The 21,468-nt window shown below is 51.7% G+C and carries 24 protein-coding genes and 1 pseudogene; 8 read left to right on the top strand and 17 right to left on the bottom strand.

The genetic code is table 11. The features are described 5' to 3' along the window. Positions 1-535 precede the first annotated feature (535 nt). Both CV945_RS04980 and CV945_RS04975 read left to right on the top strand, forming a co-directional pair. Positions 536-826, top strand: coding sequence for a hypothetical protein (locus CV945_RS04980; RefSeq protein ID WP_100659255.1), 291 nt, complete (start codon positions 536-538; stop codon positions 824-826). A 64-nt stretch (positions 827-890) separates the two neighbouring features. Next, positions 891-1,334, top strand: a complete 444-nt coding sequence (locus CV945_RS04975) for an Hsp20/alpha crystallin family protein (protein WP_033025713.1) — start codon at positions 891-893, stop codon at positions 1,332-1,334. A 304-nt stretch (positions 1,335-1,638) separates the two neighbouring features. Here CV945_RS04975 and CV945_RS04970 read toward each other — a convergent pair whose 3' ends face one another. From CV945_RS04970 to CV945_RS04955, 4 genes are read right to left on the bottom strand one after another with little or no spacing between them, the layout of a single operon-like run. Continuing rightward, a complete protein-coding gene (locus CV945_RS04970) occupies positions 1,639-2,670 on the bottom strand; it encodes a LacI family DNA-binding transcriptional regulator (protein WP_094238857.1) in 1,032 nt (343 codons plus the stop codon). Between the two features lie 53 nt (positions 2,671-2,723). After that, positions 2,724-4,250 carry a UDP-glucose--hexose-1-phosphate uridylyltransferase gene (galT, locus tag CV945_RS04965; protein WP_100659253.1) on the bottom strand — a complete coding sequence of 509 codons (1,527 nt, stop codon included), beginning with the start codon at positions 4,248-4,250 and terminating at the stop codon, positions 2,724-2,726. A gap of 3 nt (positions 4,251-4,253) precedes the next feature. Further along, positions 4,254-5,240, bottom strand: coding sequence for a UDP-glucose 4-epimerase GalE (gene galE / locus CV945_RS04960; RefSeq protein WP_100659252.1), 987 nt, complete (start codon positions 5,238-5,240; stop codon positions 4,254-4,256). After that, positions 5,237-6,421 carry a galactokinase gene (locus CV945_RS04955; RefSeq protein WP_100659251.1) on the bottom strand — a complete coding sequence of 395 codons (1,185 nt, stop codon included), beginning with the start codon at positions 6,419-6,421 and terminating at the stop codon, positions 5,237-5,239. The genes galE and CV945_RS04955 overlap by 4 nt, the downstream gene beginning before the upstream one ends. Positions 6,422-6,609: 188 nt before the next feature. On the opposite strand from CV945_RS04955, the gene CV945_RS04950 reads away from it, so the two are divergent. After that, complete coding sequence (locus tag CV945_RS04950) at positions 6,610-7,392, top strand: EcsC family protein (RefSeq protein WP_050367436.1); 783 nt, start codon at positions 6,610-6,612, stop codon at positions 7,390-7,392. A 64-nt stretch (positions 7,393-7,456) separates the two neighbouring features. Here the strand turns inward: CV945_RS04950 and CV945_RS04945 are convergent, their stop codons facing one another. From CV945_RS04945 to CV945_RS04905, 10 genes and pseudogenes are all read right to left on the bottom strand, one after another. Further along, on the bottom strand, positions 7,457-9,643 hold the full coding sequence (locus tag CV945_RS04945) for an alpha-galactosidase (RefSeq protein WP_100659250.1): 2,187 nt from the start codon (positions 9,641-9,643) through the stop codon (positions 7,457-7,459). An 89-nt stretch (positions 9,644-9,732) separates the two neighbouring features. After that, positions 9,733-10,551 (bottom strand): carbohydrate ABC transporter permease, encoded by an 819-nt coding sequence (locus tag CV945_RS04940; RefSeq protein WP_033014063.1) that lies wholly within the window; start codon positions 10,549-10,551, stop codon positions 9,733-9,735. Beyond that, positions 10,551-11,387: a carbohydrate ABC transporter permease gene (locus CV945_RS04935; protein ID WP_227016064.1), complete on the bottom strand. Its 837-nt coding sequence runs from the start codon at positions 11,385-11,387 to the stop codon at positions 10,551-10,553. The genes CV945_RS04940 and CV945_RS04935 overlap by 1 nt, the downstream gene beginning before the upstream one ends. A 174-nt stretch (positions 11,388-11,561) precedes the next feature. Continuing rightward, complete coding sequence (locus CV945_RS04930) at positions 11,562-12,803, bottom strand: ABC transporter substrate-binding protein (protein ID WP_100659249.1); 1,242 nt, start codon at positions 12,801-12,803, stop codon at positions 11,562-11,564. A 135-nt stretch (positions 12,804-12,938) separates the two neighbouring features. Further along, positions 12,939-13,994 carry a LacI family DNA-binding transcriptional regulator gene (locus CV945_RS04925; RefSeq protein WP_100659248.1) on the bottom strand — a complete coding sequence of 352 codons (1,056 nt, stop codon included), beginning with the start codon at positions 13,992-13,994 and terminating at the stop codon, positions 12,939-12,941. Positions 13,995-14,204: 210 nt separating this feature from the next. After that, entirely contained in the window at positions 14,205-15,881 is a 1,677-nt protein-coding gene (locus tag CV945_RS04920) for a glycerol-3-phosphate dehydrogenase/oxidase (protein ID WP_100659247.1), read from the bottom strand. A gap of 157 nt (positions 15,882-16,038) precedes the next feature. After that, on the bottom strand, positions 16,039-16,593 hold the full coding sequence (locus tag CV945_RS04915; RefSeq protein ID WP_033011251.1) for a glycerol-3-phosphate responsive antiterminator: 555 nt from the start codon (positions 16,591-16,593) through the stop codon (positions 16,039-16,041). A 14-nt stretch (positions 16,594-16,607) separates the two neighbouring features. Then, positions 16,608-16,763 (bottom strand): hypothetical protein, encoded by a 156-nt coding sequence (locus CV945_RS17205; protein ID WP_167438910.1) that lies wholly within the window; start codon positions 16,761-16,763, stop codon positions 16,608-16,610. A gap of 16 nt (positions 16,764-16,779) precedes the next feature. Continuing rightward, on the bottom strand, positions 16,780-18,177 hold the full coding sequence (locus CV945_RS04910; protein ID WP_100659246.1) for a HAMP domain-containing sensor histidine kinase: 1,398 nt from the start codon (positions 18,175-18,177) through the stop codon (positions 16,780-16,782). Further along, a pseudogene (locus tag CV945_RS04905) lies at positions 18,174-18,548 on the bottom strand (winged helix-turn-helix domain-containing protein); the annotation flags it as partial. The gene CV945_RS04910 and the pseudogene CV945_RS04905, both read right to left, overlap by 4 nt. A gap of 229 nt (positions 18,549-18,777) precedes the next feature. On the opposite strand from CV945_RS04905, the gene CV945_RS04900 reads away from it, so the two are divergent. Next, on the top strand, positions 18,778-19,242 hold the full coding sequence (locus CV945_RS04900) for an Hsp20/alpha crystallin family protein (RefSeq protein WP_033011255.1): 465 nt from the start codon (positions 18,778-18,780) through the stop codon (positions 19,240-19,242). 84 nt (positions 19,243-19,326) lie between these two features. On the opposite strand, the gene CV945_RS17200 is transcribed toward CV945_RS04900, so the two are convergent. Next, the gene (locus CV945_RS17200) at positions 19,327-19,467 is read right to left on the bottom strand and encodes a hypothetical protein (protein WP_162839628.1); all 141 of its coding nucleotides are present in this window, start codon (positions 19,465-19,467) and stop codon (positions 19,327-19,329) included. Between the two features lie 115 nt (positions 19,468-19,582). Between CV945_RS17200 and CV945_RS04895 the strand changes: the two genes are divergently transcribed. After that, on the top strand, positions 19,583-19,768 hold the full coding sequence (locus CV945_RS04895; protein ID WP_033011257.1) for a hypothetical protein: 186 nt from the start codon (positions 19,583-19,585) through the stop codon (positions 19,766-19,768). Next, on the top strand, positions 19,768-20,022 hold the full coding sequence (locus CV945_RS04890; RefSeq protein WP_033011258.1) for a sigma-G-dependent sporulation-specific acid-soluble spore protein CsgA: 255 nt from the start codon (positions 19,768-19,770) through the stop codon (positions 20,020-20,022). The genes CV945_RS04895 and CV945_RS04890 overlap by 1 nt, the downstream gene beginning before the upstream one ends. A gap of 35 nt (positions 20,023-20,057) precedes the next feature. Here CV945_RS04890 and CV945_RS04885 read toward each other — a convergent pair whose 3' ends face one another. Continuing rightward, positions 20,058-20,402, bottom strand: coding sequence for a YppG family protein (locus CV945_RS04885; RefSeq protein ID WP_044743077.1), 345 nt, complete (start codon positions 20,400-20,402; stop codon positions 20,058-20,060). Between the two features lie 196 nt (positions 20,403-20,598). Between CV945_RS04885 and CV945_RS04880 the strand changes: the two genes are divergently transcribed. Both CV945_RS04880 and CV945_RS17195 read left to right on the top strand, forming a co-directional pair. Beyond that, a complete protein-coding gene (locus CV945_RS04880) occupies positions 20,599-20,799 on the top strand; it encodes a YppF family protein (protein WP_033011260.1) in 201 nt (66 codons plus the stop codon). A gap of 84 nt (positions 20,800-20,883) precedes the next feature. Continuing rightward, positions 20,884-21,054, top strand: a complete 171-nt coding sequence (locus CV945_RS17195) for a hypothetical protein (protein WP_162839627.1) — start codon at positions 20,884-20,886, stop codon at positions 21,052-21,054. A gap of 53 nt (positions 21,055-21,107) precedes the next feature. Here CV945_RS17195 and CV945_RS04875 read toward each other — a convergent pair whose 3' ends face one another. Beyond that, positions 21,108-21,350: a hypothetical protein gene (locus CV945_RS04875; protein WP_033010105.1), complete on the bottom strand. Its 243-nt coding sequence runs from the start codon at positions 21,348-21,350 to the stop codon at positions 21,108-21,110. Between the last annotated feature and the right edge of the window lie 118 nt (positions 21,351-21,468).

Below are 21,468 nucleotides of genomic sequence, written 5' to 3'. Positions count from 1 at the left end.
TTCGTATTGTCCAGCTTCGGTCCGCCGCCGCTCGGGGTCAAATAACCTTCGCCTTCCGGGTGCAAGCACCCTTGCAGGCGAAGAACATTTGCCCATCGCAGCGACCCGCGGACCTCCGCTTTTCGTCGCGCTTCGTTTCGTTCAGTTTTCAAGGAACAAGCAACTGCTTTTGTAACTTATAACTTAACGACAACTATTATTATATAAACAAATCTTTCAAAATGTCAAGCATTGTTTTCTCTGCTTTGTTTCTGCCGCGTTTATCCATTTATTACGTTGCGGCAATATTTTATTATACTTATCATCCGCTGTTTGTCAACCACATTTTTTGATTGTTTCGTTGCCGTTTGCCTCTTGGCATCGCGCTGTCGTGAAACGGCGATTTTGATTATATTACGCCTGACTTTCTATGTCAACTGGAATTTCCATACGCAATGTTGCAGACTTCCCCTCCTGTAATGGCTGCTCACATCAACTATAATGAAAATGTGTAATAAGATAAAAAACGAGCATCAACGAAGGAGGAATGGATGCGATGAATCATTCATTTTCCGTTTTGCTTGACGCCTACCGCCGCCTTTGGCCGAATCGTTCGATCACAGCGGAGACGCTCGATGAACAGAATAGCCAAGCTCTTTTATATGAGACGATCAGGCAGGAGCTGCGCGACGAGTGGACGCATCCGCGCGTGCGGCAATCGCCTGAAGTGAAGTTTTATTACGCCGTTAAGCGGGTGGCCGCCTCCCACTTGCCGAATGACGTGAAAATCGCGCTGATTCAAGCGTATTTGACGGTGATGGAACAATTACAAACCAATCATACATAAAACAGACGAATCCGGTTCACACTACTGAGTGGAAAAACATTTCTTGTTAAGGAGGATGGCAGTTATGGCGTTAATTCCGTATGACCCGTTCCGTCATTTGGAAGCGATCCGCCGGGATATGAACCGCTTTTTCACAAGCGATTTTCCATCATTGTTTGGCCACATGGACGATCAGCACTGGATGCCGCGCATGGACATGCATGAAACGGAAAACGAGTACGTCGTTTCGTGCGATTTGCCGGGGCTCGAGCGAAAAGAAGATGTGCACATTGATGTGCACAATAACGTGTTGACGATCAGCGGCACGATTCAACGCCATCACGATGTCAAAGAAGAACAAATGCACCGGCGCGAACGCTTCTTCGGCCGCTTCCAACGGTCGATCACCCTGCCGGCCGATGCGGCGGCGGACAACATTCGCGCGACGTACAAAAACGGTGTGTTGGACATTCATATCCCGAAAACAACTGCCGGAACGAAAAAACGGGTCGACATCGAGTTTCATTAATGACAAAAAGCGGCTGACTCAAAAGCCCCTTTTTAACATTTTTTCGAAAGAAGTCTTCCATTTCGAAACGAAGTGAAAGTGGGAGATGAATGTCGGTTGGCGTTAGCCAACGAATAGGTGTGTGGCTTACCGTTCGGCAAACACGCCCAAGTCGCTTGAAGCCCCCGCCTCTAAGCGAAGCGTAGGTGGCGGGTCGCTCACTGAAATGGAACTAAAGTATGTGAAAGAGACCACCTCTGAACCCCTTGGTTTTATCGGGTTTTTCGTGGTGGTCTCTTTTTCCATGGCGCCTCAGATAGAAGCATTATCGCTCTTTTGACCCAGCCCCTTTTCGATTGGCCCCACTGCTTGCGCGGATCACAAGATCTGTCGGCACAACCACTTTCTTGCATATCACCCGCTTCGTCGTCAACCGCTCAACAAGCAGCTCAACAGACGTTTCGCCCATAAACTCCGTGTACACTTTTACAGTTGACAGAGGCGGGTGGAGAAACGCAGCCATCGGCAAATCATTGAATCCGACAACCGCTACATCCTCGGGCACGGCGATCCCGGCTTCATGCAGCGCACGCAGGGCGCCGATCGCCATCGAGTCGCTGGCGATGAAAAACGCCGTCGGCAAGTTGCCGCTTGAGACAGCTTCTTTCATCAGCCGGTAGCCGTCCTCGGCGGTGAAGGCGCCGATCGATACATAGCGCGGATTGTACATTCCTTTTAAATATAAATATTCATAAAACGCCGCCTCGCGCTCATCACGGATTGGCGTCCCTTCGTCGACATATTCGCGGCCGCCGATGTATCCGATTTCCGTATGCCCCATTTCAAGCAAATAGTCTAGCACGGCGATTGTCGCCTGGCGCAGGTCAATGACAACCGAGTCGAACCGCCGCTCATCAGGCGAGCAGTCGACAAATACGATCTGCTTCGCACTCGAAGCAAAGGTGCTGACTTCTTTGGAGCCGAACTTTCCGACGGCGATGACGCCGTCAAGCCCTTCCATCCGTTCGGTCGGATAAACGCCATTTTGCTTAAACAGTTTGACCAGTTCTATGCCGCGGTCAAAACATTCTTTTTCCACCCCGAGGCGAATCGCCATATAATACGGGTCATCGATTTCCTGGCGTTCCGAATACCAGTGAATGAGCCCGAAGCGAAACGATTCGCGCGCTTGCTGGCTTCGCTCCCGCAATGTTTTGTAGTTCAGCTCTTGGGCGACTTCAAAAATGCGCCTTCTCGTTTCATCGGAAACGGACAGCGTCGTGTCATAGTTGAGCACGCGCGACACGGTCGCCACCGAAACGCCGACTTTTTCCGCGATTTCTTTTAACGTAGCCATCGTCTGTTCGCGCCCCCTTTCTGTTTCATATGAAACGCGTTTTTTCGCCGCATTTAAACAAGAGACGACATGCGCTCCACAGCGTGCTGCAGAAAGCGGCGAAACGCGTCCTTCCCTCGCTTGTCCCGCTTAAACACCCCGGCATGTTCCAACACGGTCACAAACCGTTGTCCCACTTCGTGCCGCAAAATGTCATGGACGTTGTCCTTCGTGATGTCCGGATAGGCCGAGTGAATGGCTTCGCACCAATCCCAATGTTTATGCATCGACTCGTCCCAGTCTTCTTTCTTTGTCCGATGCACGAGATAATCGGCCAGCGTCTCCAGTTCCACGGCAAGCCGTGCCGGCAGCACCGCCAGCCCCATCACTTCGATCAAGCCGATATTTTCTTTTTTAATATGATGCAATTCTTCATGCGGATGGAAAATGCCGTACGGATGTTCCGCTGACGTCCGGTTGTTGCGCAACACGATATCCAACTCAAACAAATCGCCGCGCCGCCGGGCGATCGGGGTGATGGTGTTGTGCGGAACATCGCCGCTATAGGCCATAATCTCGACGCTTGGGTCGCTGTACGTCCGCCATGTTTCATACAAAAAGGCAGCCGCATCCAACACGTCCTCTTTTGGTCCAGTCAAACGGATGACGGACATCGGCCAGCGCACAATGCCGGCTGTGACCGACGGAAACGATGGCAGCGGGATACACTCTTCGATCTCCGCCTTTTCCATCGCAAACGGATAACGCCCTCCTTGGAAATGGTCATGCACTAAAATCGAGCCGCCGACAATCGGCAAGTCGGCGTTCGAGCCAATGAAATAGTGCGGGAACTTTTCGACGAAATCGAGCAAGCGCTCAAGCGTCTTCCGCTCCATTTTCATCGGCACATGTTCGGCGGAAAAGACGATGCAATGTTCATGATAGTACACGTAGGGAGAATATTGGAAATACCACTGTTCATCCAATAACGTGATCGGGATGACACGGTGATTGGAACGGGCGGGATGACGCCACGTTCCTTCATACCCTTCGTTTTCTTTGCATAATACACATTTTGGATACGAGGATGACGGCATCTCTTTTAATTTGGCGATTTCCTTCGGGTCTTTTTCCGGCTTCGCCAAGTTAATGGTGATATCCAATTCTCCATAGATGGTTGACACTTTCCAGTGCTGATTGTTGGCGATGCGCGCCGTTTGAATGTAATTGGACGCTTGGCTCAACGAATAAAACCAGTCCGTCGCCTCCTGCGGGCTGCGGCGGTACCGCTCGTAAAAGGCGCGGATCACTTCCGACGGCCGCGGCATGACGCAGTCCATCAGTCTCGCATCCCATATATCGCGCTCGGTCGTTGTATTCGTTTCCAACAATCCTTGTTCATACGCCCAATCAATCATAGCGTCCAATACCGGGGCCGGCGAGGCCAAGGGAACGTCCTTGACCTCGGCCGGCTGCCATTCCGTGAGTCGGAGCGTTGCCAGCAGGCGGTTGCGCGCGTACACCACATCTTCCGGCGCTAAAAGGCCGCGTTGCTCGGCATAACGGATCAGTTGTTCAATCGCCGTCCAAATTCGTTCCATCGCTCACACACCCCGATAGCCGTTTGGCCGCGCTTTGTGCCACTCCCACGCCGAGGCGACGATATCCGTAATGGACAGGTATTTCGGCTCCCAGCCGAGCTCGCGCTTCGCTTTTTCCGATGAAGCGACAAGCCGCGCCGGGTCGCCCGGCCGCCGCGCCACGACGCGGGCAGGGATCGGGTGTCCGGTCACCTGCCGCACCGCTTCGATCACTTCTTTGACGCTGAAGCCGTTGCCGTTGCCGAGATTGTACACGTCACTGGACGCTCCATTCCGCAGTTTTTCAAGCGCCAACACGTGGGCATCGACGAGATCAAGCACATGAATGTAGTCGCGGATGCACGTGCCGTCAGGCGTGTCATAGTCATCACCGAAAATGTAGATTTCCTCACGCTGGCCAAGCGGCACTTTTAAAATCAATGGAATAAGATGCGTCTCCGGGTTGTGGTCCTCACCGATTGTCGTGCCGTACGCCCCGGCGACATTAAAGTAGCGGAGCGAAATCGAGCGGATGCCGTAGGCGCGGTCCGCCCATTTCATCATTTTTTCCATCGCCAGCTTTGTTTCTCCGTACGCGTTTGTCGGTTCGGTCGGATCGGTTTCGATGATTGGGATTTGTTTCGGCTCCCCGTACACCGCAGCGGTAGAAGAAAAGACGATTTGCTTGACGCCAAATTCCTTCATCACTTCAAGCAGCACTTGTGTCCCGTACACGTTGTTGTCGTAATACTTCAGCGGCTCTTCCATGCTTTCGCCGACCAATGAGTTCGCCGCAAAATGAATGACCGCCTCAATGTCGTGCCGGCGAAACACCGTGCGCAAAAACTCGCGGTCGCGAATATCGCCTTGGCAAAACACCGCATCACGGTGAACCGCTTCTTTGTGCCCCGTCTGCAAGTTATCCACCACGACCACGCGCTCCCCTTTTTCAAGCAGGCGGTACACCGCATGGCTGCCGATATACCCTGCCCCTCCGCAAACCAAAATCATCGGCTCATCTCCTCCAGTTCCGTGAGTTCTCTCGCCCCGTCACCAACTTCAACGACATAAAAGCTTGCTTCATAACCGATTTTTTCGGCATACGCGTTTCCGACCCGTTCAATGAAATCTTGAACGCATGCCTTTTTCACAATGTTCACCGTGCAGCCGCCGAATCCGGCCCCGGTCATGCGCGCCCCGATCGTTCCTTCGTGCGACCATGCGGCCTCCACGAGCGTATCAAGTTCGGCTCCGGTTACTTCATAGTCATGGCGCAGCGACAAATGCGACTGTTTCATCAACTCGCCAAAGCGGACGAGGTCTCCCTGCTCAAGCGCCCGGGCGGCTTCAAGCGTCCGCTCGTTTTCCGTCACCGCATGGCGGGCCCGTTTTTGTTCAAGCGGGGAAAGAAGATTTGCATAACGGGCCAGTTCCGCGCTTGTCAGCTCGCCGAGCGAGGCGATGTTCCGCACGCTTTGCAGCTTCGCGAGCGCCGCCTCGCACGTCGCCCGCCGCTCGTTGTACGCCGAGTCCGCCAGGCCGCGCTTTTTGTTTGTGTTCGCGATGACGATCGCACAATCGTCAAGCACCAATGGCAAATAGCGGTGCTCGAGCGTCTGGCAGTTTAATAGAATGGCGCAATCTTGTTTTCCCATGCCGACGGCGAACTGATCCATAATGCCGCAATTGACGCCGATGTATTTATTTTCTACGTTTTGGCTCATTTTCACAAGCTCTAGCTGATCAAGCCCGCGCCTGAACAGTTCGTTGAGCATCACCGCGGTCACAAGCTCAATCGACGCGGATGACGACAGCCCGGCGCCGTTCGGGATCGTGCCGTAATACAAAATGTCCAATCCGGTCTCAAGCGGGCTGAGCGCTTGAAACGCGGCCAAGATTCCTTTCGGGTAGTTCGCCCAACCGTGTTCGCGACGATAAGACAAGTCACCGTAAGAGACCGTGATCACTCCCGTTTCCGGGAAGTTTTGCGAATAAAAGCGGACAAACGGCTCATCCGTTTGTCTAACAAGCGCATACGTGCCGATCGCAAGCGCGCACGGCAGCACATGCCCGCCGTTGTAATCCGTATGCTCACCGATCAAATTGACGCGGCCAGGGGCGAAGAAGGTGCGGATGGCTTCGTCCGAGCCGCCAAAAAGTTGGGTAAATTGTTGTTTTAAAGCTGCGATCATGAAAAAGCCTCCTTAAGGTCATCTAGTCTAATAAATATTTTAGTTAAAATTTTACTATCCGTCAACGAAAAATTCCGATTTTGATTATACCGACAAGCTTCTTGTTAGAAACAAAGCCCTTCCTTCATCCGTATAATTCGTTACAATCAACTTATCCTAAACATAAAGAAGGAACAGGAGGCCCAAGCATGGATGCCATACTGGAGCTGCAAAAAGAACTAAAGCAAATCGAACAGTGGGAACACTCCCAAAAAGACCTCTGGTTTTGGGAAAAGCTCGGCCGCTTGCCGTTTCAAGTGCTTGATAAGCTGACACCAAAAGTCATCCATCGAAAACTCGGACAGCTGCTTGATGAGCTGGGCAGCTATATTCAAAGCGGCGGGCAATACTTAGTGAATGAAGGAAAGGTATTGGACAAGCTTGGCGTATCGTCGTTGGCCGAGGTGCCGCACTTGCCGCTTGCGACGATGGACCGCGTCTGCGACGAGTTGATCGATGCGCGCGTCACGTTCGCCCAGCTGCAAGGAGCGGCGACCGGGGTCGGCGGGGCGCTGACGCTGGCGGTGGACATCCCAGCGCTTCTCGGCTTAGCGCTGAAAACGCTGCAAGAGATCGCCATCGTGTACGGATATGACCCGAAGGAAAAAGAGGAGCGCGTGTTTGTCGTCAAATGCCTGCAGTTTGCCGCGGCGGACATCGTCGGGAAAAAAGCGATTTTGGACGAACTTTCGTCGTTCTCCCATGAACGAGGGCGCGTCTTTTCCGAACTGCAAGGCTGGCGGGAAGTGATGATGACGTTCCGCGACCAATACGGATGGAAAAAGCTGTTTCAAGCCGTTCCGATCATCGGCGTCATTTTCGGTTCGCTGTTTAACAAATCGTTTATGGAAGACATCGCCGAAACCGGGAAGATGCTTTATCGGAAGCGGCGCATTATCGAGAAGCTTAAACAGTTTGAACCCGGCATCTAACATGCCGGGTTCGATTCGTTTGTTTCGCGCTGATGCATCCGCTCAGGCCGCATCATTCCCCCCATCATCGAACAGCTTTCAATCGCCACATCATGCTGATAAAATCGCCCAAGCGGTGCGGCACCGCCACTCCGGCATACATCAGCTCGTCGCCGCCGTAGACGCCAAGGCCTTCGATTTCATAGTCTTGATTCGGGTCAAGCCCTTTTAAGCGCAAGTGCGACAGCGGGGCGTTCGCTTCCGCCAGAACGCGGAAGTAGGCGACGAGCGCTTCCGACTGATCTTCCGAGACGAACATCCATGCCACCTCGTTGCCTTCAAACGGGCTGAGCAGCCGATAAAACGTGCCGAACTGGACGAGGCGGCGCACATCTTTGTAAAACGCGACTTGTTCCTTAATGATTTGTTTTTCTGTTTCCGTCAATTTCGTGATATCGAGCTCATAGCCGAAGTTGCCTGACATCGCCACATGGCCGCGCATCGTGAGCGATGTCACCCGCCCGACTTGGTGGTTCGGCACGGCCGAGACGTGGGCGCCCATGGCGCTCACTGGGTAAACGAGGCTTGTACCGTACTGGATTTTCAGGCGCGAGACAGCGTCAGTGTTGTCGCTCGTCCATGTTTGCGGCATATAATAGAGAATCCCCGGGTCAAACCGCCCTCCGCCTCCGGAGCAGCTTTCAAACAAAATGTGCGGAAAACGCGCGGTGATCTCGTCCATCACGCGATAGAGCCCAAGCATATAGCGGTGCGACGTTTCGCGCTGGCGCTCGGGCGGCAGGGCGGCCGAACCGATTTCCGTCATATGGCGGTTCATGTCCCATTTCACATAAGTGATGGGGGCGCTCGCAAGCACGTTCGAGATCGTTTCAATCATATAGTCGCACACGTCTTGGCGGGAATAATCGAGCACAAGCTGGTTCCGTCCTTCAGAGCGCGGGCGGTTCGGCACATGGAGACACCAGTCGGGATGTTTCCGGTACAGCTCGCTGTTTGGCGACACCATTTCCGGTTCGATCCATAAGCCGAACTGCAGCCCGAGTTCGTTCACTTGTTTCGCCAGTCCGTTCAGGCCATTGGGGAGTTTGCGCCGATTGACCACCCAATCACCGAGGGAACGGCGGTCGTCATCGCGTTCGCCAAACCAGCCGTCGTCAAGCACAAACAGTTCGATGCCAAGCTCCGCCGCTGTTCGGGCGATATTCATGATCTTTTCTTCATTGAAGTCAAAATACGTTGCTTCCCAGTTATTGATCAAGATCGGGCGTTCGCGGTCGCGGAACGCGCCGCGCGCTAGGCGGGTGCGGTACAGTTCGTGGTACGTTTGCGACATTCCGTTTAACCCTTGATCGGAGTAGACCATAACGACTTCCGGCGTTTGGAACGACTCGCCCGGTTCCAATAGCCACGTAAAATCAAACGGATTGATGCCCATCGAGACGCGGGCAGTGCGGAACTGGTCCACCTCGACTTGGGCGAGGAAATTGCCGCTGTACACCAAGCTGAACCCGTACACTTCGCCTTGGTGTTCATCGACGTTTTTGGCAGCGAGCGCAATAAACGGATTTTGTTGGTGGCTGCTCGCGCCGCGGCGGCTTTCCGCCGCTTGCACGCCGGTCAGAAGCGGGAGCCGCTCGATCCAGCGCTCGCGCCCCCACGCTCCGGGGAGATGGATCCAATCATAGTCAGCAGTTGGGAAATCGACGCTCATACTGAGCGCGCGCAGCAGCTTTAACCGCTCGCCGCCTTTGTTTTCAAAATGGGCCGCGCGCGTGATGACGTTCCATTTTTCATATGCCGTATACTGCAACGTGACTTCTAGACCGATCAGCGCATCTAAAAGGACAATTTCGAGCGTCTCCGCTTCCTGTTCATGCTCCACGTATGTCGCCGGCAGCCCGTTCAGTCTAGGCTTCCCTTTGTAAATGCGGTGCGTTTTGTAGCGCAAATCGGTCACCGTCGAGCCATTCTCAAGCTGCACTTGATACGCCGGAGCCCGGAAATCGGTATTCCCATAGGCTGGATATTCTTGTGGCAGCGTATCGAGCGAAAACGTGCGGTCGGATGGGTCGGGATTGGGGGAAAACGCGCGATCGAGCCGCGGAAACGCCTCCGCGCCCCGAACAGCGCGCACCGCTTTTCCCCAATAAACATGCGCCAAATAGCCGGAGCGAACGATCTGCATGACATATGTTGTGTCATTGGCTTTGAGATAAAACGTTTTATTGGTTGGATCAAATACAATTGCCATATCGTTATCCTCCTAAACAAGATTCTTCACTCTGTGAACACAAACGTAAACGGACAAATACGCGCAAACCGGCTTGTTCTTATGCACGTTTACTTGATTGCCCCTCTTGTGACACCGCCAATAATCCATTTTTGGGCAAACAAGTAGACGATGATCATCGGAGACAACGCCATTAAATAGGAAGCGAACGCTAAGTTGTAGTCCGTGCCGAACTTGGACTGAAATACATATTGAACCAACGGAAGCGTCATATCGGACTGGTCGCTCAGCACAATCAACGGCAATAAAAAGTCATTCCATGCCCATAGACAAGTCAGAATGGCAACGGTAGCGTTAATCGGCGCCATAAGCGGGAAAACCACGCGCCAAAACACGCCCCATGTACTGCACCCATCCATAATCGCCGCTTCTTCCAACTCCTTTGGAATCGAACGGATATACCCGACGTAAATAAAGATATTAAACGCAATACCATAGACGACATACAGAAAAACGAGTCCGCTAGGATTATTCATCCCGAATGCGGATGTTTGCTTGACAATCGGCAACATAATAATCGGAAACGGAATAAACAAGGCGCTGACAAAGTAATAATATAAAAACTTAAAAAATTTCCGGTGCATATTGCGAGCAATGGCATAAGCGACCATCGAATTCGTTATAATGGTCAAAACAACGGTGGTTACTGTGATAAATGCGCTGTTTTTAAACGCTTGAAAAAAGTTCGTGGCCTCGATCGCTTTTGCAAAATTTTCCACATGCAGGCCGACCGGCAGCGACAGCACTGAGTCTGCCAACTCCTCCGGCGTTTTTAACGCGATGGACACCGTCATGTACAAAGGAAACAAAATGAACAGCGCCCCGACCGCAATCAACAAAGTGGCAACCCAGTTTGTTTTCTTGGCCATCACATATCCACTTCCCGTTTTTGTAAAAATTTAATCTGCAGAATCGATACCGCCATAATGACAATAAAGTAAATGACCGAGTTCGCAGATTGGTAAGCAAACTCCCCGCCCTGAAATCCGCCGTTGTAAATGAGCAATGAAATCGATTCAGTAGCCCGTCCGGGCCCCCCACCTGTCAACGCCACAACTTGGTCAAATACCATTAAAAAGTTTTTCATCGCCAACACCATATTGATCGTAAAAAACGGCGCAATCATCGGAAACGTAATATGCCGGAAATTTTGCCATTTACTCGCTCCGTCTAGGCTAGAAGCCTCATACAGCTCTGAGGGAACCGTTTGCAGTCCCGCCAAATATAAAATCGTATTAAAGGCGCACGCCTGCCATACGGCGACAATGACAATGCCGACCCATGCCCATTTTTCGCTTCCTAAAATATTCGTCGAAAGCGCCTCAATCCCCAGTTTCTCTCCCCATAAAGGGAGCACGTTAGCAAACAAGTAGTTGAAAATATAGCCTACAATCAGCACGCTTAAAACATTCGGCAAAAAATACACGGCGCGGAAAAAATTTTTGAACTTAATTTTTTCATTCAACCCTATAGCGATCGCTAAACTGAGCACATTGACGAGCACGGTCGACACAATGGCAAACTGAAATGTAAACAAGTACGAATGCCATACGTTTTCGTCCCGAAACAAGTAGTAGTAATTTTTCAATCCAACAAAGTCGTACGTTAAGCTTAATCCGTCCCAATTGGTAAAGGAATAGAAAATGCCTTGGAGGGCCGGAAAGGTGTGAAATACCGCAAATAACACGACAGCCGGAACGGTCATCAAGTAAATCGCGATGTTTTTCGGTTTTTTGATTTTCTTGAAAATAGGCAATGAAACGCTTCGTTCCCTTGTCACGACAACCTCTTTCCGCATCGTATCACCTCCTAATGATAAGAGGGGGAGAAAAACCGAGGGACTCCCCCTATTTTCTTCCCGTTTCTCCTTCTTGCCTAATTACTTACGCTCTTTCACTTTTTCCCACTCGGCGTCCATTGTTTTTAAAAACTTCTCCACATCTTGATCATGCGTCAACTGTTGCAACAAATTGGCCAAATTGATGCTCGGCGGAATATAATGGTCTGGAAAATCAACGAGCGCCCCCTTGGCAAAGCTTTCTTTTAATCCTTCCAACGTCGGATCCTCCTGCGTTAATCCCTTGATGGCCGAGAACGCATTTTGTTCAGCCATGTACGCCTTTGCATTTTCCTCTTTTAATAAGAAGTCGATAAATTTCTTTGCTTCTTTCGGATGTTTTGATGTTTTCGAGATCGCAAAAAGAAGATCAACACCGGATACTAATTTGGTTTGTTCCGGATTGTTTGTTACAGGATAAGGGAATACACCGAGTTCAATATTCGGATTGGCCTTTTTAATTTCCGGGATCGCCCAAATGCCTTGCAAGTACATCGCCGACTCGCCTTTGGCAAACGCCACATTGCCATCCGCATACCCTTTGCCAAATTGATTTTTATGCCCGTACTTCAACAGCTCCACAAATTTTTCGGTTGCTTCTTTATACCCTTTTTCAAAGCTTGTTTTGCCTTGATTTAAATCTTGGAAAAATGTTTCCCCTTGGGTGTTGGCTGCCAAAGCGTTGTAAGCAGGCAATGTCGTCCACGCATCTTTAAACGTAAAGTAAAACGGCGTTTTTCCGGCTGCTTTGATCTTTTCGGCTGCAGCTATAAACTCATCCCATGTTTTCGGAACACTCAAACCAAGTTCTTTGAAGATGGCTTTGTTGTAAATGACGGCATTCGCATTGGCCGCATAAGGAATGGCATACACTTGTTCCAGTCCACTGACGTCTTTTACCATTTGAATATACGAAGGTTGAATGTTGTTCAGTTCCGGCGCTTTCGTGACATCTTCAAACATCCCCGCTTTGGCGAGTTCCGCAAATGTCGTATCGGCGCCAACCCCAACGATATCCGGCATGTCCCGTTTAGCGGCGCGGGTTTTTAATACTGTTTCTGCATCGGGCGGATTGGCGTTGACAACATCAATGTTTGGGTTTTCTTTTTCAAATTTTTCAATCAGTTTATCGAATGTTCCCCTTGCTTCGGGTTTGTAATGGAAAAACTCAATTTTGACTTTTCCGCCTGATTCGCTTGCGTTTTGTTCCGTTTTGTTTCCGCATGCGGTAAGCAGCGAAAAAGTTAATGCACTGGACATGACGAGTGCGAGTGCTTTTTTCATCTTCCATGTTCCCCCTTTTCCCTTTGCTAACATGTACGGCTTCATTCAACAGCCATCCGTTTTTTTGTTAAGTTGTCAGCGCTTACTTTTTTTGTTACATAGCTTCCTGCTATGATTCTCGCCGCTCACCCCCCTTTATGTATTTTGACCGCGTTTTGCACAGCTTTCCCGAATGATAAGTTCCGCCGGAGTGACGATTTTAACCGGAATGTTCCGGTTCCCCGTCCTCCGCTCATGCAGCGCGTTTGCAGCGAGTCTCCCCATTTCATGCGCGTATATTTTCACTGTTGAAAGGGGCGGGTTCAAAAATGCTGCGGCGTCAATGTCATCGAAACTAATGATAGATATGTCTTCCGGAACTTTAAGGTTTGCCTGGTGAATCGCGTGTAGAGCCCCGATCGCCATCGGGTCGCTGGCGATCACAAACGCGCTTGGCAAATCACCAGAGTCAATCGCCGTCTTCATCAATTCGTATCCGCCCGCCGGCCCCCAGTCGCCGACAAATACATGGTACGGCTCATAAAGTCCAAGCGCTTTCATTTTTTTCTCAAATGTCCGTTTCCGTATATCATCAACTTCGTAACTTTTTCCGCCATTAAGCTTTTTGATCGTTTCCGATCCGCCGATATAGCCAATTCGCGTATGGCCAAGGGCGATTAAGTAATCAATGATTTTCTCTGTAGCCGCTTCCAAATCGGAGCAAACCACATCGTACCCGTCTACATCAATAACTTGGGTTATGAATATGATAGGGCGTTCCTCTGGAAAATGGCGCTGAATGTCGTCGGGATCAATACCGCCAATCACAATTAGCCCGTCAAACTGGCTTAAGTCTTGTATATCTGTTCCGCTGTTTACCCGGATGACGGAAGAGACGTGCAACGGCAATTGTTTGCACTGCTCTTCAATCCCGTAGCGGATAGAACTAAAATACGGATCTGTCGTTTCCTCATGCTGGGATACCGCGAGCAACAAAGCAATGTTATAACATTCAGACTCCTTCGTTTTCGGCGGATTAGCCCGGTTCGTACTGCGTCTCCGCACCGGTTTATAATTAAGCTCTTTAGCAATCTCAAAGACACGCTGGCGCGTTTCCTCGGAAACGGAGAGAGTGGCATCGTTATTTAAAATTCTTGATACCGTTGCGATTGATACATTCGCTTTTTCGGCAATATCTTTCATCGTAATCATTATGCATTACACACTACCTTTTAGTTAAATTAACTTATTTATTTAAGTAAAATATAACAAACAAAATAGTAAAAGGCAATAAAATATTTAAATTTACCCGAAATTTACCTCAATTTAGTTTTGGAACACATACATATTCGACCACTATTTTACTGAAATTAACCCCCAAAAAAGGCGCTCAAAATCGAGCGCCGATCCCCTCTAAACCCTCTATTTATTCATGATCCTCCGGTCATCATCTTCTGCTGCCAACACCGCTTGACGCAGCGCTTGTTCCAGTTCTTTCGTGTACGTTGCCTTCTCTTCCCCCGTCCACCCCAAATGCCGCGCCATAAACGCGATAACCGCTTCTTTTTCCCGCCGGACGGCGTCGATGTCAAACAGCAGCGCCCCGGTGCGGCGGATGAAGTAGTCGACCGGTTTGGCCGCCATTTCTTCCTCGATGGCGTAGACGAGGCGGACGAACGTTTCGCGCGTTAAGCCGGACGAGCGGTCGTACTCGTTGCTTAACGCAAACAACCGGTCGACATTTGTGCCGTACTGTTTTGCCAGCCGCGCCCCTTGTTCTTCTGTCAGCCCATAGCGCGCCGCTTCCTTCGCCTTTTCGGCGATGAAGACCGGCAGCCGGTGCGAGCCGCCGACATCGCCGCCGGAAATTGGCAGCTGTTTCGTTTGGCACGGGCGGAACGTTTTTCCCTCTTCTTTTTCCAATTGTTTGGCGACGAGGTCAACGACCGTTTCTGCCATTTTCCGATAGCCGGTCAGTTTGCCGCCGGCGATCGTAATGAGGCCGGATGGCGATGTCCAAATCTCGTCTTTGCGGGAAATTTCCGACGGGTCTTTCCCTTCTTCATAAATGAGCGGACGGACGCCAGCCCAGCTCGACTCGACATCATCAGCGGTGATGCCGACGGACGGGAACATGTAGTGAATCGCCTGCAATAAGTAATCACGGTCTTCTTCGGTCATGGCCGGATGAGCAGGATCATCGTCATAAAATGTATCGGTCGTGCCGACATACGTTTTCCCATCCCGCGGAATGGCAAACACCATCCGGCCGTCCGGGGTGTCAAAATAGACGGCCTGCTTGAGCGGAAAACGCTTTTGATCGATGACGATATGGACGCCTTTTGTCAGCCGAAGCCGCTTGCCGGTTTTCGATCCGTCTTTGTCGCGCAGCGCATCAACCCACGGTCCGGCGGCATTGACGACTTTTTTGGCGCGGATGTCATACACTCGTCCGCCGAGCAGGTCGCGGCAGCGGGCGCCGGTGATGCGGCCGCGCTCGTCATACAAAAACTGTTCGGCTTTGACATAGTTGACGGCGTCGGCGCCAAGCTCGACCGCTTTTTTGATCACTTCGATCGTCAAGCGGGCATCGTCGGTCCGATACTCGACGTAATAGCCGCCGCCAATCAGGCCGTCGCGCTTTAAGAGCGGCTCTTTTTCCAACGTCTGTCGGGCATTAAGCATCGTGCGCCGCTCGCTTTGCTTGACGCCGGCCAGCCGGTCATACAACCAAAGGCCGACCGACGTGCTCCACTTGCCGAACGTTCCGCCGCGGTAAATGGGCAGCAGCATCCACTCCGGTGTGGTGACGTGCGGGCCGTTTTCATACACAATCGCCCGTTCGCGCCCGACTTCCGCGACAAGCTTCACCTCGAACTGCTTTAAGTAGCGCAAGCCGCCGTGAACAAGCTTCGTCGACCGGCTTGACGTGCCGGCGGCGAAATCTTGCATCTCGACAAGCGCGACCGTCATGCCGCGCGAGATGGCATCCAAGGCGATGCCGCACCCGGTGATTCCCCCGCCGATCACCAACAGATCGTATGGCTTTTCGCTCATCGCTTCGAGAACGTTGTTCCGCTGTTTGCTTGAGAATGTCATGCTTGACTCCTCCTTGGAAAAAGACAAAAAGAGACCAGTGCAAACACGATAAGCCTTCGCCTACCATGTGTGCATGGTCTCTCCTTGTCTCCTGACTGATGATTAACTTGTTGCTTTTATTATAGCAGACTGCGGCCGATTTGGCCAGCTCAACGCATTATCCATTGTAGTGGCGCCATAATGTTTCGTTGGACGTGGTCACCGCCACCGCCCCAGCTGCAAGCGCCTGCTCGACATCGTCGACCGTGCGGATGAGGCCGCCGGCGTAAATCGGCTTCCCGGTCCGTTCTTTCACTTCGCGGATGATGTGCGGCATGGCGCCCGGAATGACTTCGATGCAGTCCGGATTCGTTTTCGCAATCATCTGATAGCTTTTCTCTAAAGCGTGGGAATCAAGCAAAAAGATGCGCTGCACGGCCAAGACGCGCTTTTGCCGCGCCTTCATAATGACGCCCGCTTTCGTGGAAATGAGGCCATGCGGGCGGAACTCTTGGCAAAGGTATTCCGCCGCATGTTCATCATGGCTCAGCCCTTGCACCAAGTCGACGTGAATGAGCAACTCCTTGCCATGCCGGCGGGCGTAATGAAAAACGCTTTTTAACTGGGCGATATGTACCTCAAGCAGCACTCCCATTTCGTAGCCGCTTGCCAAAAAAGCTTCGAACTGCTTCATCGTCTTTATGGCGGGAATGATGTGTTGTTTCGTCCCCATCCTCTTCCTTCTGCTCACCCTCTCAATTTGTCAACCTCGTCTAAGCATTCAAGCGACATCATCGTCCGCGGCTTGCATGTCGCAATTTTCACCCCGCGCTTGCGGAACTTCTCGACGACGTGATGAATCGCTTTTTTGCCTGCCGTCTCTTCGCCATGGGAATGTCCCATGTCTCTCACTCTCCTCCTATTCCGCTTTCGGAATGGCCAGTTCGACCGTCGTTCCTTGATCGATCTCGCTTTCCACTGTAATTTGCCCGCCGTATTTATCGATGATTTCCTTGGCGATCGAAAGGCCGAGCCCGGCGCCGCCTTGTTCGCGGCTGCGCGCCTTGTCGACGCGATAAAAGCGCAAAAAAACGTTTTTCAGCTCGTCTTTCGGAATGCCAATGCCATGGTCGCGGACGGCGACCGTCACAAATGGCCCTTCCTCTCGCAGAGAAATGGTGATTTTTTTCACCCGTTGAGAATATTTTACCCCATTGTCAAGCAAAATGAACAGCAATTGTTCAAAATGATGCTTGGCCATCGCCAGACGCGGCAGCGGCGTTTCCGGCTGATCAACAAGAAACTGAAAATCGGGATGCAAAACGCGGAAATTTTTCACGATTTGCCCGATGGCCGCAGCAGCGTCAATAGGAGCAATCTCTTTTGGAATCACGATCGCCTCAGCGCGCGACAAGTCAAGCAGTTCAAGGACGAGGCGCTTGAGCCGCTCCGCCTCTTTCATCGCCGCCTCAAGCGATTCTTCCAAAATCTCCGGGTTGTGCTTCCCCCACCGTTGCAGCAACGAAAGATGGCCTTGCAAAATGGCAAGCGGCGTGCGCAATTCATGGGACGCATCTTCGACGAATTGCCGCTGCATGGCAAAGGTGCGCTCAATGTCATCCATCATGCTGTTGAACATTATCATCAGCTCGGCCATTTCATCGCGCGCCGGAGGCACATCAATCCGCTGTTTCAGCCCGTTGTTTTTGATGTCGGCCATCGTTTCCGCCAACGTTTTTAGCGGTTTGATGAACCGTTGCGCCATAAACCGCCCGGCGAAGGCGCTCGCCGCCATCGCGCCAAAACCGATCACCGTCATAATAAGGAAAAGCATGTTCGTTACTTGTTGAAACTTCGTCAACCGGCGGGCGATTTCAATCGTTCCGTGCAAATGTCCGATATGAAGCGGCTTGCGCAGCAGCAAAAACCGTTCGTTGTTGACGAAATGCTCATCCATTTTCAACCGATCGGGCATATCGCTTGGCGAGAGCGAGACGGCGGCGCCGTTTGACACCGAGACGACGACGTTTCCCTTCTCGTCGGTGACACGGATGAGCTGATAGCGCTCATTCAGTTTTTCCAGAAACGAACGGCGGCGGCGAACATCTTCCCATGATATATTACGTTTTTCCGCGTAATACGTTTCAATTTCCGCCACCGTTTGTTCCATCGTTTTTTCTTCTTCCTTCAGCAGCCATTGTTTGACCATATGATATTGCAAAAACGTAAACACAAAATACGTAATGAAAATCGCCCCGGCCGACAAAACGGTCAGCTTCCCTTTCAGCGAAAGCCGGCGAATCGCCTCCCTCTTCATGGCCGCATCACATATCCAGCGCCGCGCACCGTTTGGATATATCGTTCCTTATCGTGTTCATCGAGCTTTTGCCGCAAATAGCGGACATAGACATCGACGACGTTCGTCTCCACCTCGGCGTCAAACCCCCACACTTTGTCAAGCAGCACATCGCGCGTCAAGACGACGTTGATGTTTTGCATAAAGGCGACGAGCAAATCGTACTCGCGCTTCGTCAGCTCGATAAACTCGTCCCCCTTTTTTACCGTGCGCGCCTGCGTGTCAACGACCAAATCTTTAAACGCCAACACTTGCCCGTCGGCTTCAGAATGAACGCGGCGGAACAAGGCGCGGATGCGGGCCAGCAGCTCCTCAATGGCAAACGCCGGTGGGCGGCAGCGGTATTTGTGCGCATGACCATGGATGGTGATGTCATTATATTCCAAACGGGTTAAAACCGCATGAGAAATCGCTAAAAAAAGCGGAAAGTGACTTTTTTCCCCGTCCGTACATACATTGACAATAAAGCGGATCGCCTCTATGGCTGCCGGCCGTCCAAGCGGCGGAAACGGCGGGCGGAGGAACCTTGCCACTTTGCGGAATGGAAAGAGAGGGAGTGCAATGAACGGACCGTTTCAACCGCCTGCAAACGGAGGCGGCGATCACCCGTTCCATCATTTGCGGAAACTCGTGAACCAATGGTTCGATGAACGACCATTGCAAAAACTGTTTGAAACGCTTGACGATTACTTTGCCCAAACATTTGCCGCGGCGTACATCCCGATCGAGGTGAAAGAAACGAAGCGCGACTATCAAATCATCGTCCGTCTGCCGGACATCAAGCGGGATCAAATTAGCCTGCAGTGGCATGAAGACGGGCTGCAACTTGTCATCGATCACCATGAAACGATCGAATCGTCCGACGACAGCGGCCATGTATACGAACGGCGCCAGCAGCGGCGGCGCGTGGCGAGGATGATTCCGTTTCCGTATCCGGTGGCCGAACATGAAGTGAAAGCTTCATTCCAAAACGGTACACTCGTCATTCGCCTGCCGCAAAAACGGAAATACATCGATATCGATTAAAATCCAAAGAAGCGCCTTCCGTCCACCCAAGCCATTAAAAAGGCCGTTCCCCATGTCGGGAGCGGCTTTTTTCCCATCGGGCTTCTATTGTTTATGCGAAGGGCTTCCATACCGGTTGTTGTGTTCCGGCGTCGGATCTTTTTGGATGTCCCATTCCTTGGCGATTTCTTCACGATTGTGTGGATACTTATTTTTCCGTTCCCGGTTGTCGTTGCGGTTGGTCACTGTCTGTCACCTCCTTGCCGTCTGCCATTAGGTTGCGCGTTTTTTCGGAACATAACCGCGCCATACATACTTTCGACACTGCTAAGCTACGCTACTGTTAGGAGGTGCAAAACGAATGGCCAAACTGCCCGATTTCAAACAGTTGAACGACCGGCTGATCAATGAGCCGTCCGCTGAGCCGCGGCTTGTCATCAAAACGAATCTCGATCCAGACCGCGTCACAGAAGAAAACCCGTATGCGGAAGGCAAACCAAACGTCAGTCGAACGTTTGTCTCGTTTTTTGAAGGGGGCGGATCGTGATGGAACAAACGCTCGCCTATTTGCGGGAAATTTTGTCCAATTATTTGGACTGCCATGATGAGACGCCAAAGCGTATTTACAAAAAGCTGATCAGCAAACCGTACCGGGGCGAGGGCGAGTTTGTCCGCGACTTGACGCAAGAAGAGAGCGCCTTTTTGGATCGCATTTTGCCCCATGAAATCCGCTACGCGATGGATGAGCGCGATTATGAGCGCGTCTACCAGCTGAATGAAGTGTACGAGCTGCTCATTTGACAGGGCAAAGCCGCTCCGCTGGGGGAGCGGCTTCGTTACTTTTTAAACGTGCTGAGCAGCCCTTTTAACATGCCGTTGACTTGATTGACGGCATTGATCATCTGCCCCATCGTGTTCATCATTTTGTTAATATCATACGTCCCGTCACTGTTTTTAAACTGGGCGAGAAAAGACGGGCGCGGCGGCGGCAGCAGCGGCCCTGGTTTCGGGTATGACATCGGGTGCGAAGGCGCGGCAGCGTGGAATGGCGAAGCATATGGCGAATGAATGGGCGCCGACGGAAGGTGGAAGGGCCAGCCGTATGAGTAGGGCCAATGGCCGCCGAAGCTGTATGGTCCGTGGGCGGGCGGCGGCGAAATTTGTCGCGGATAACGGTGCATGTGTGTCCTCCCCCATCTTTGATCATCGATTCCCCCAGCGAAAACAGGGGATCAGCTGCCACTAATATATGTGTGTATACTGGGCCGCGTGCGCGCGGACATGTCACCTCTTGTCGGAAGTTTTAATTTTCGGAAATCGCCCTTTCCTCCTATTTTCATGGTACGATGTAAAAAAGGGGAAGGGGGAAAAGCATCAATGAGCATCACGGAATTGAAACATAAGTTCATGGCGGTCAAACATTGCGAGCCGGCTGAGGCGAACGAACTGCTCGATTTCGCCCGTCGCCTTTATTTGCGCGGGGAAATTTCGCTTGCCCAATATCGCGACTTAGTGCGCGAGCTGGAACAAGCCGGCGCCTGTCAGCCGGACGAAACGGAAGAATACGCTGGACTTTAGGTCTCGAGGGAGTTTTTCCCTTCTTTTTTTTTGCATACTTTCGGCCTGAAATCCCCATCGTAATAAGCAAGGGGGTGTTGGGCGATGGGCCGAGGCGTCCATTTCAACCATAAATTGAAAGGACATGACCACGAAAAACCGAAACATGGCGAGCCGGCGCCGCCGAAGCATACCGAGCGGGTCGAATATGAAATCAACACAGTCGCGACGGCTGAAGGCGGCCCTGTCTCGATCACAACAGGAAAAGATACGTAAAAGGAAAACGCTGTCCCCGCAGCCGAGGGGACAGCGTTTCTGCCGCCGGCTGTTTACACAAAATACAGTTTTGACGGCAACGGCCGCTCCGCGTTCGCTTTTTTCCCATCAAGCCGCCGTTCGACGCCGGCGATCCGCCCTTCAAGATGCGCGAGCTGCTCTTTGTTTTGGGCGTACCGCTCCTCAATGACATCCGCGATCACCCTTTCCATTTTCGCGTCCACCTGCTCGATGAGCGCGACGATTTCCTGAAGCTGCTTTTCAATCTCTTCTTTTTTCACTAGCCGTTTTTCCATTTCCTCTCCCCCATTTCTGGCGTGATGATATTCCATTCGCGTCCAAGGGGATCACTCCCTGCTGCAGCGACAAAAGTAGAACAGATTCGGCAAAGAAAGCGGGATGCGGCCGCCATTC

The sequence above is a fragment of the Geobacillus sp. Manikaran-105 genome (assembly GCF_002809955.1).
In the GTDB taxonomy this organism is placed as follows: Bacteria; Bacillota; Bacilli; order Bacillales; family Anoxybacillaceae; genus Geobacillus; species Geobacillus thermophilus.
Note: the sequence above shows the minus strand (reverse complement) of the source record. Positions and strands in the feature narration are given on the sequence as shown.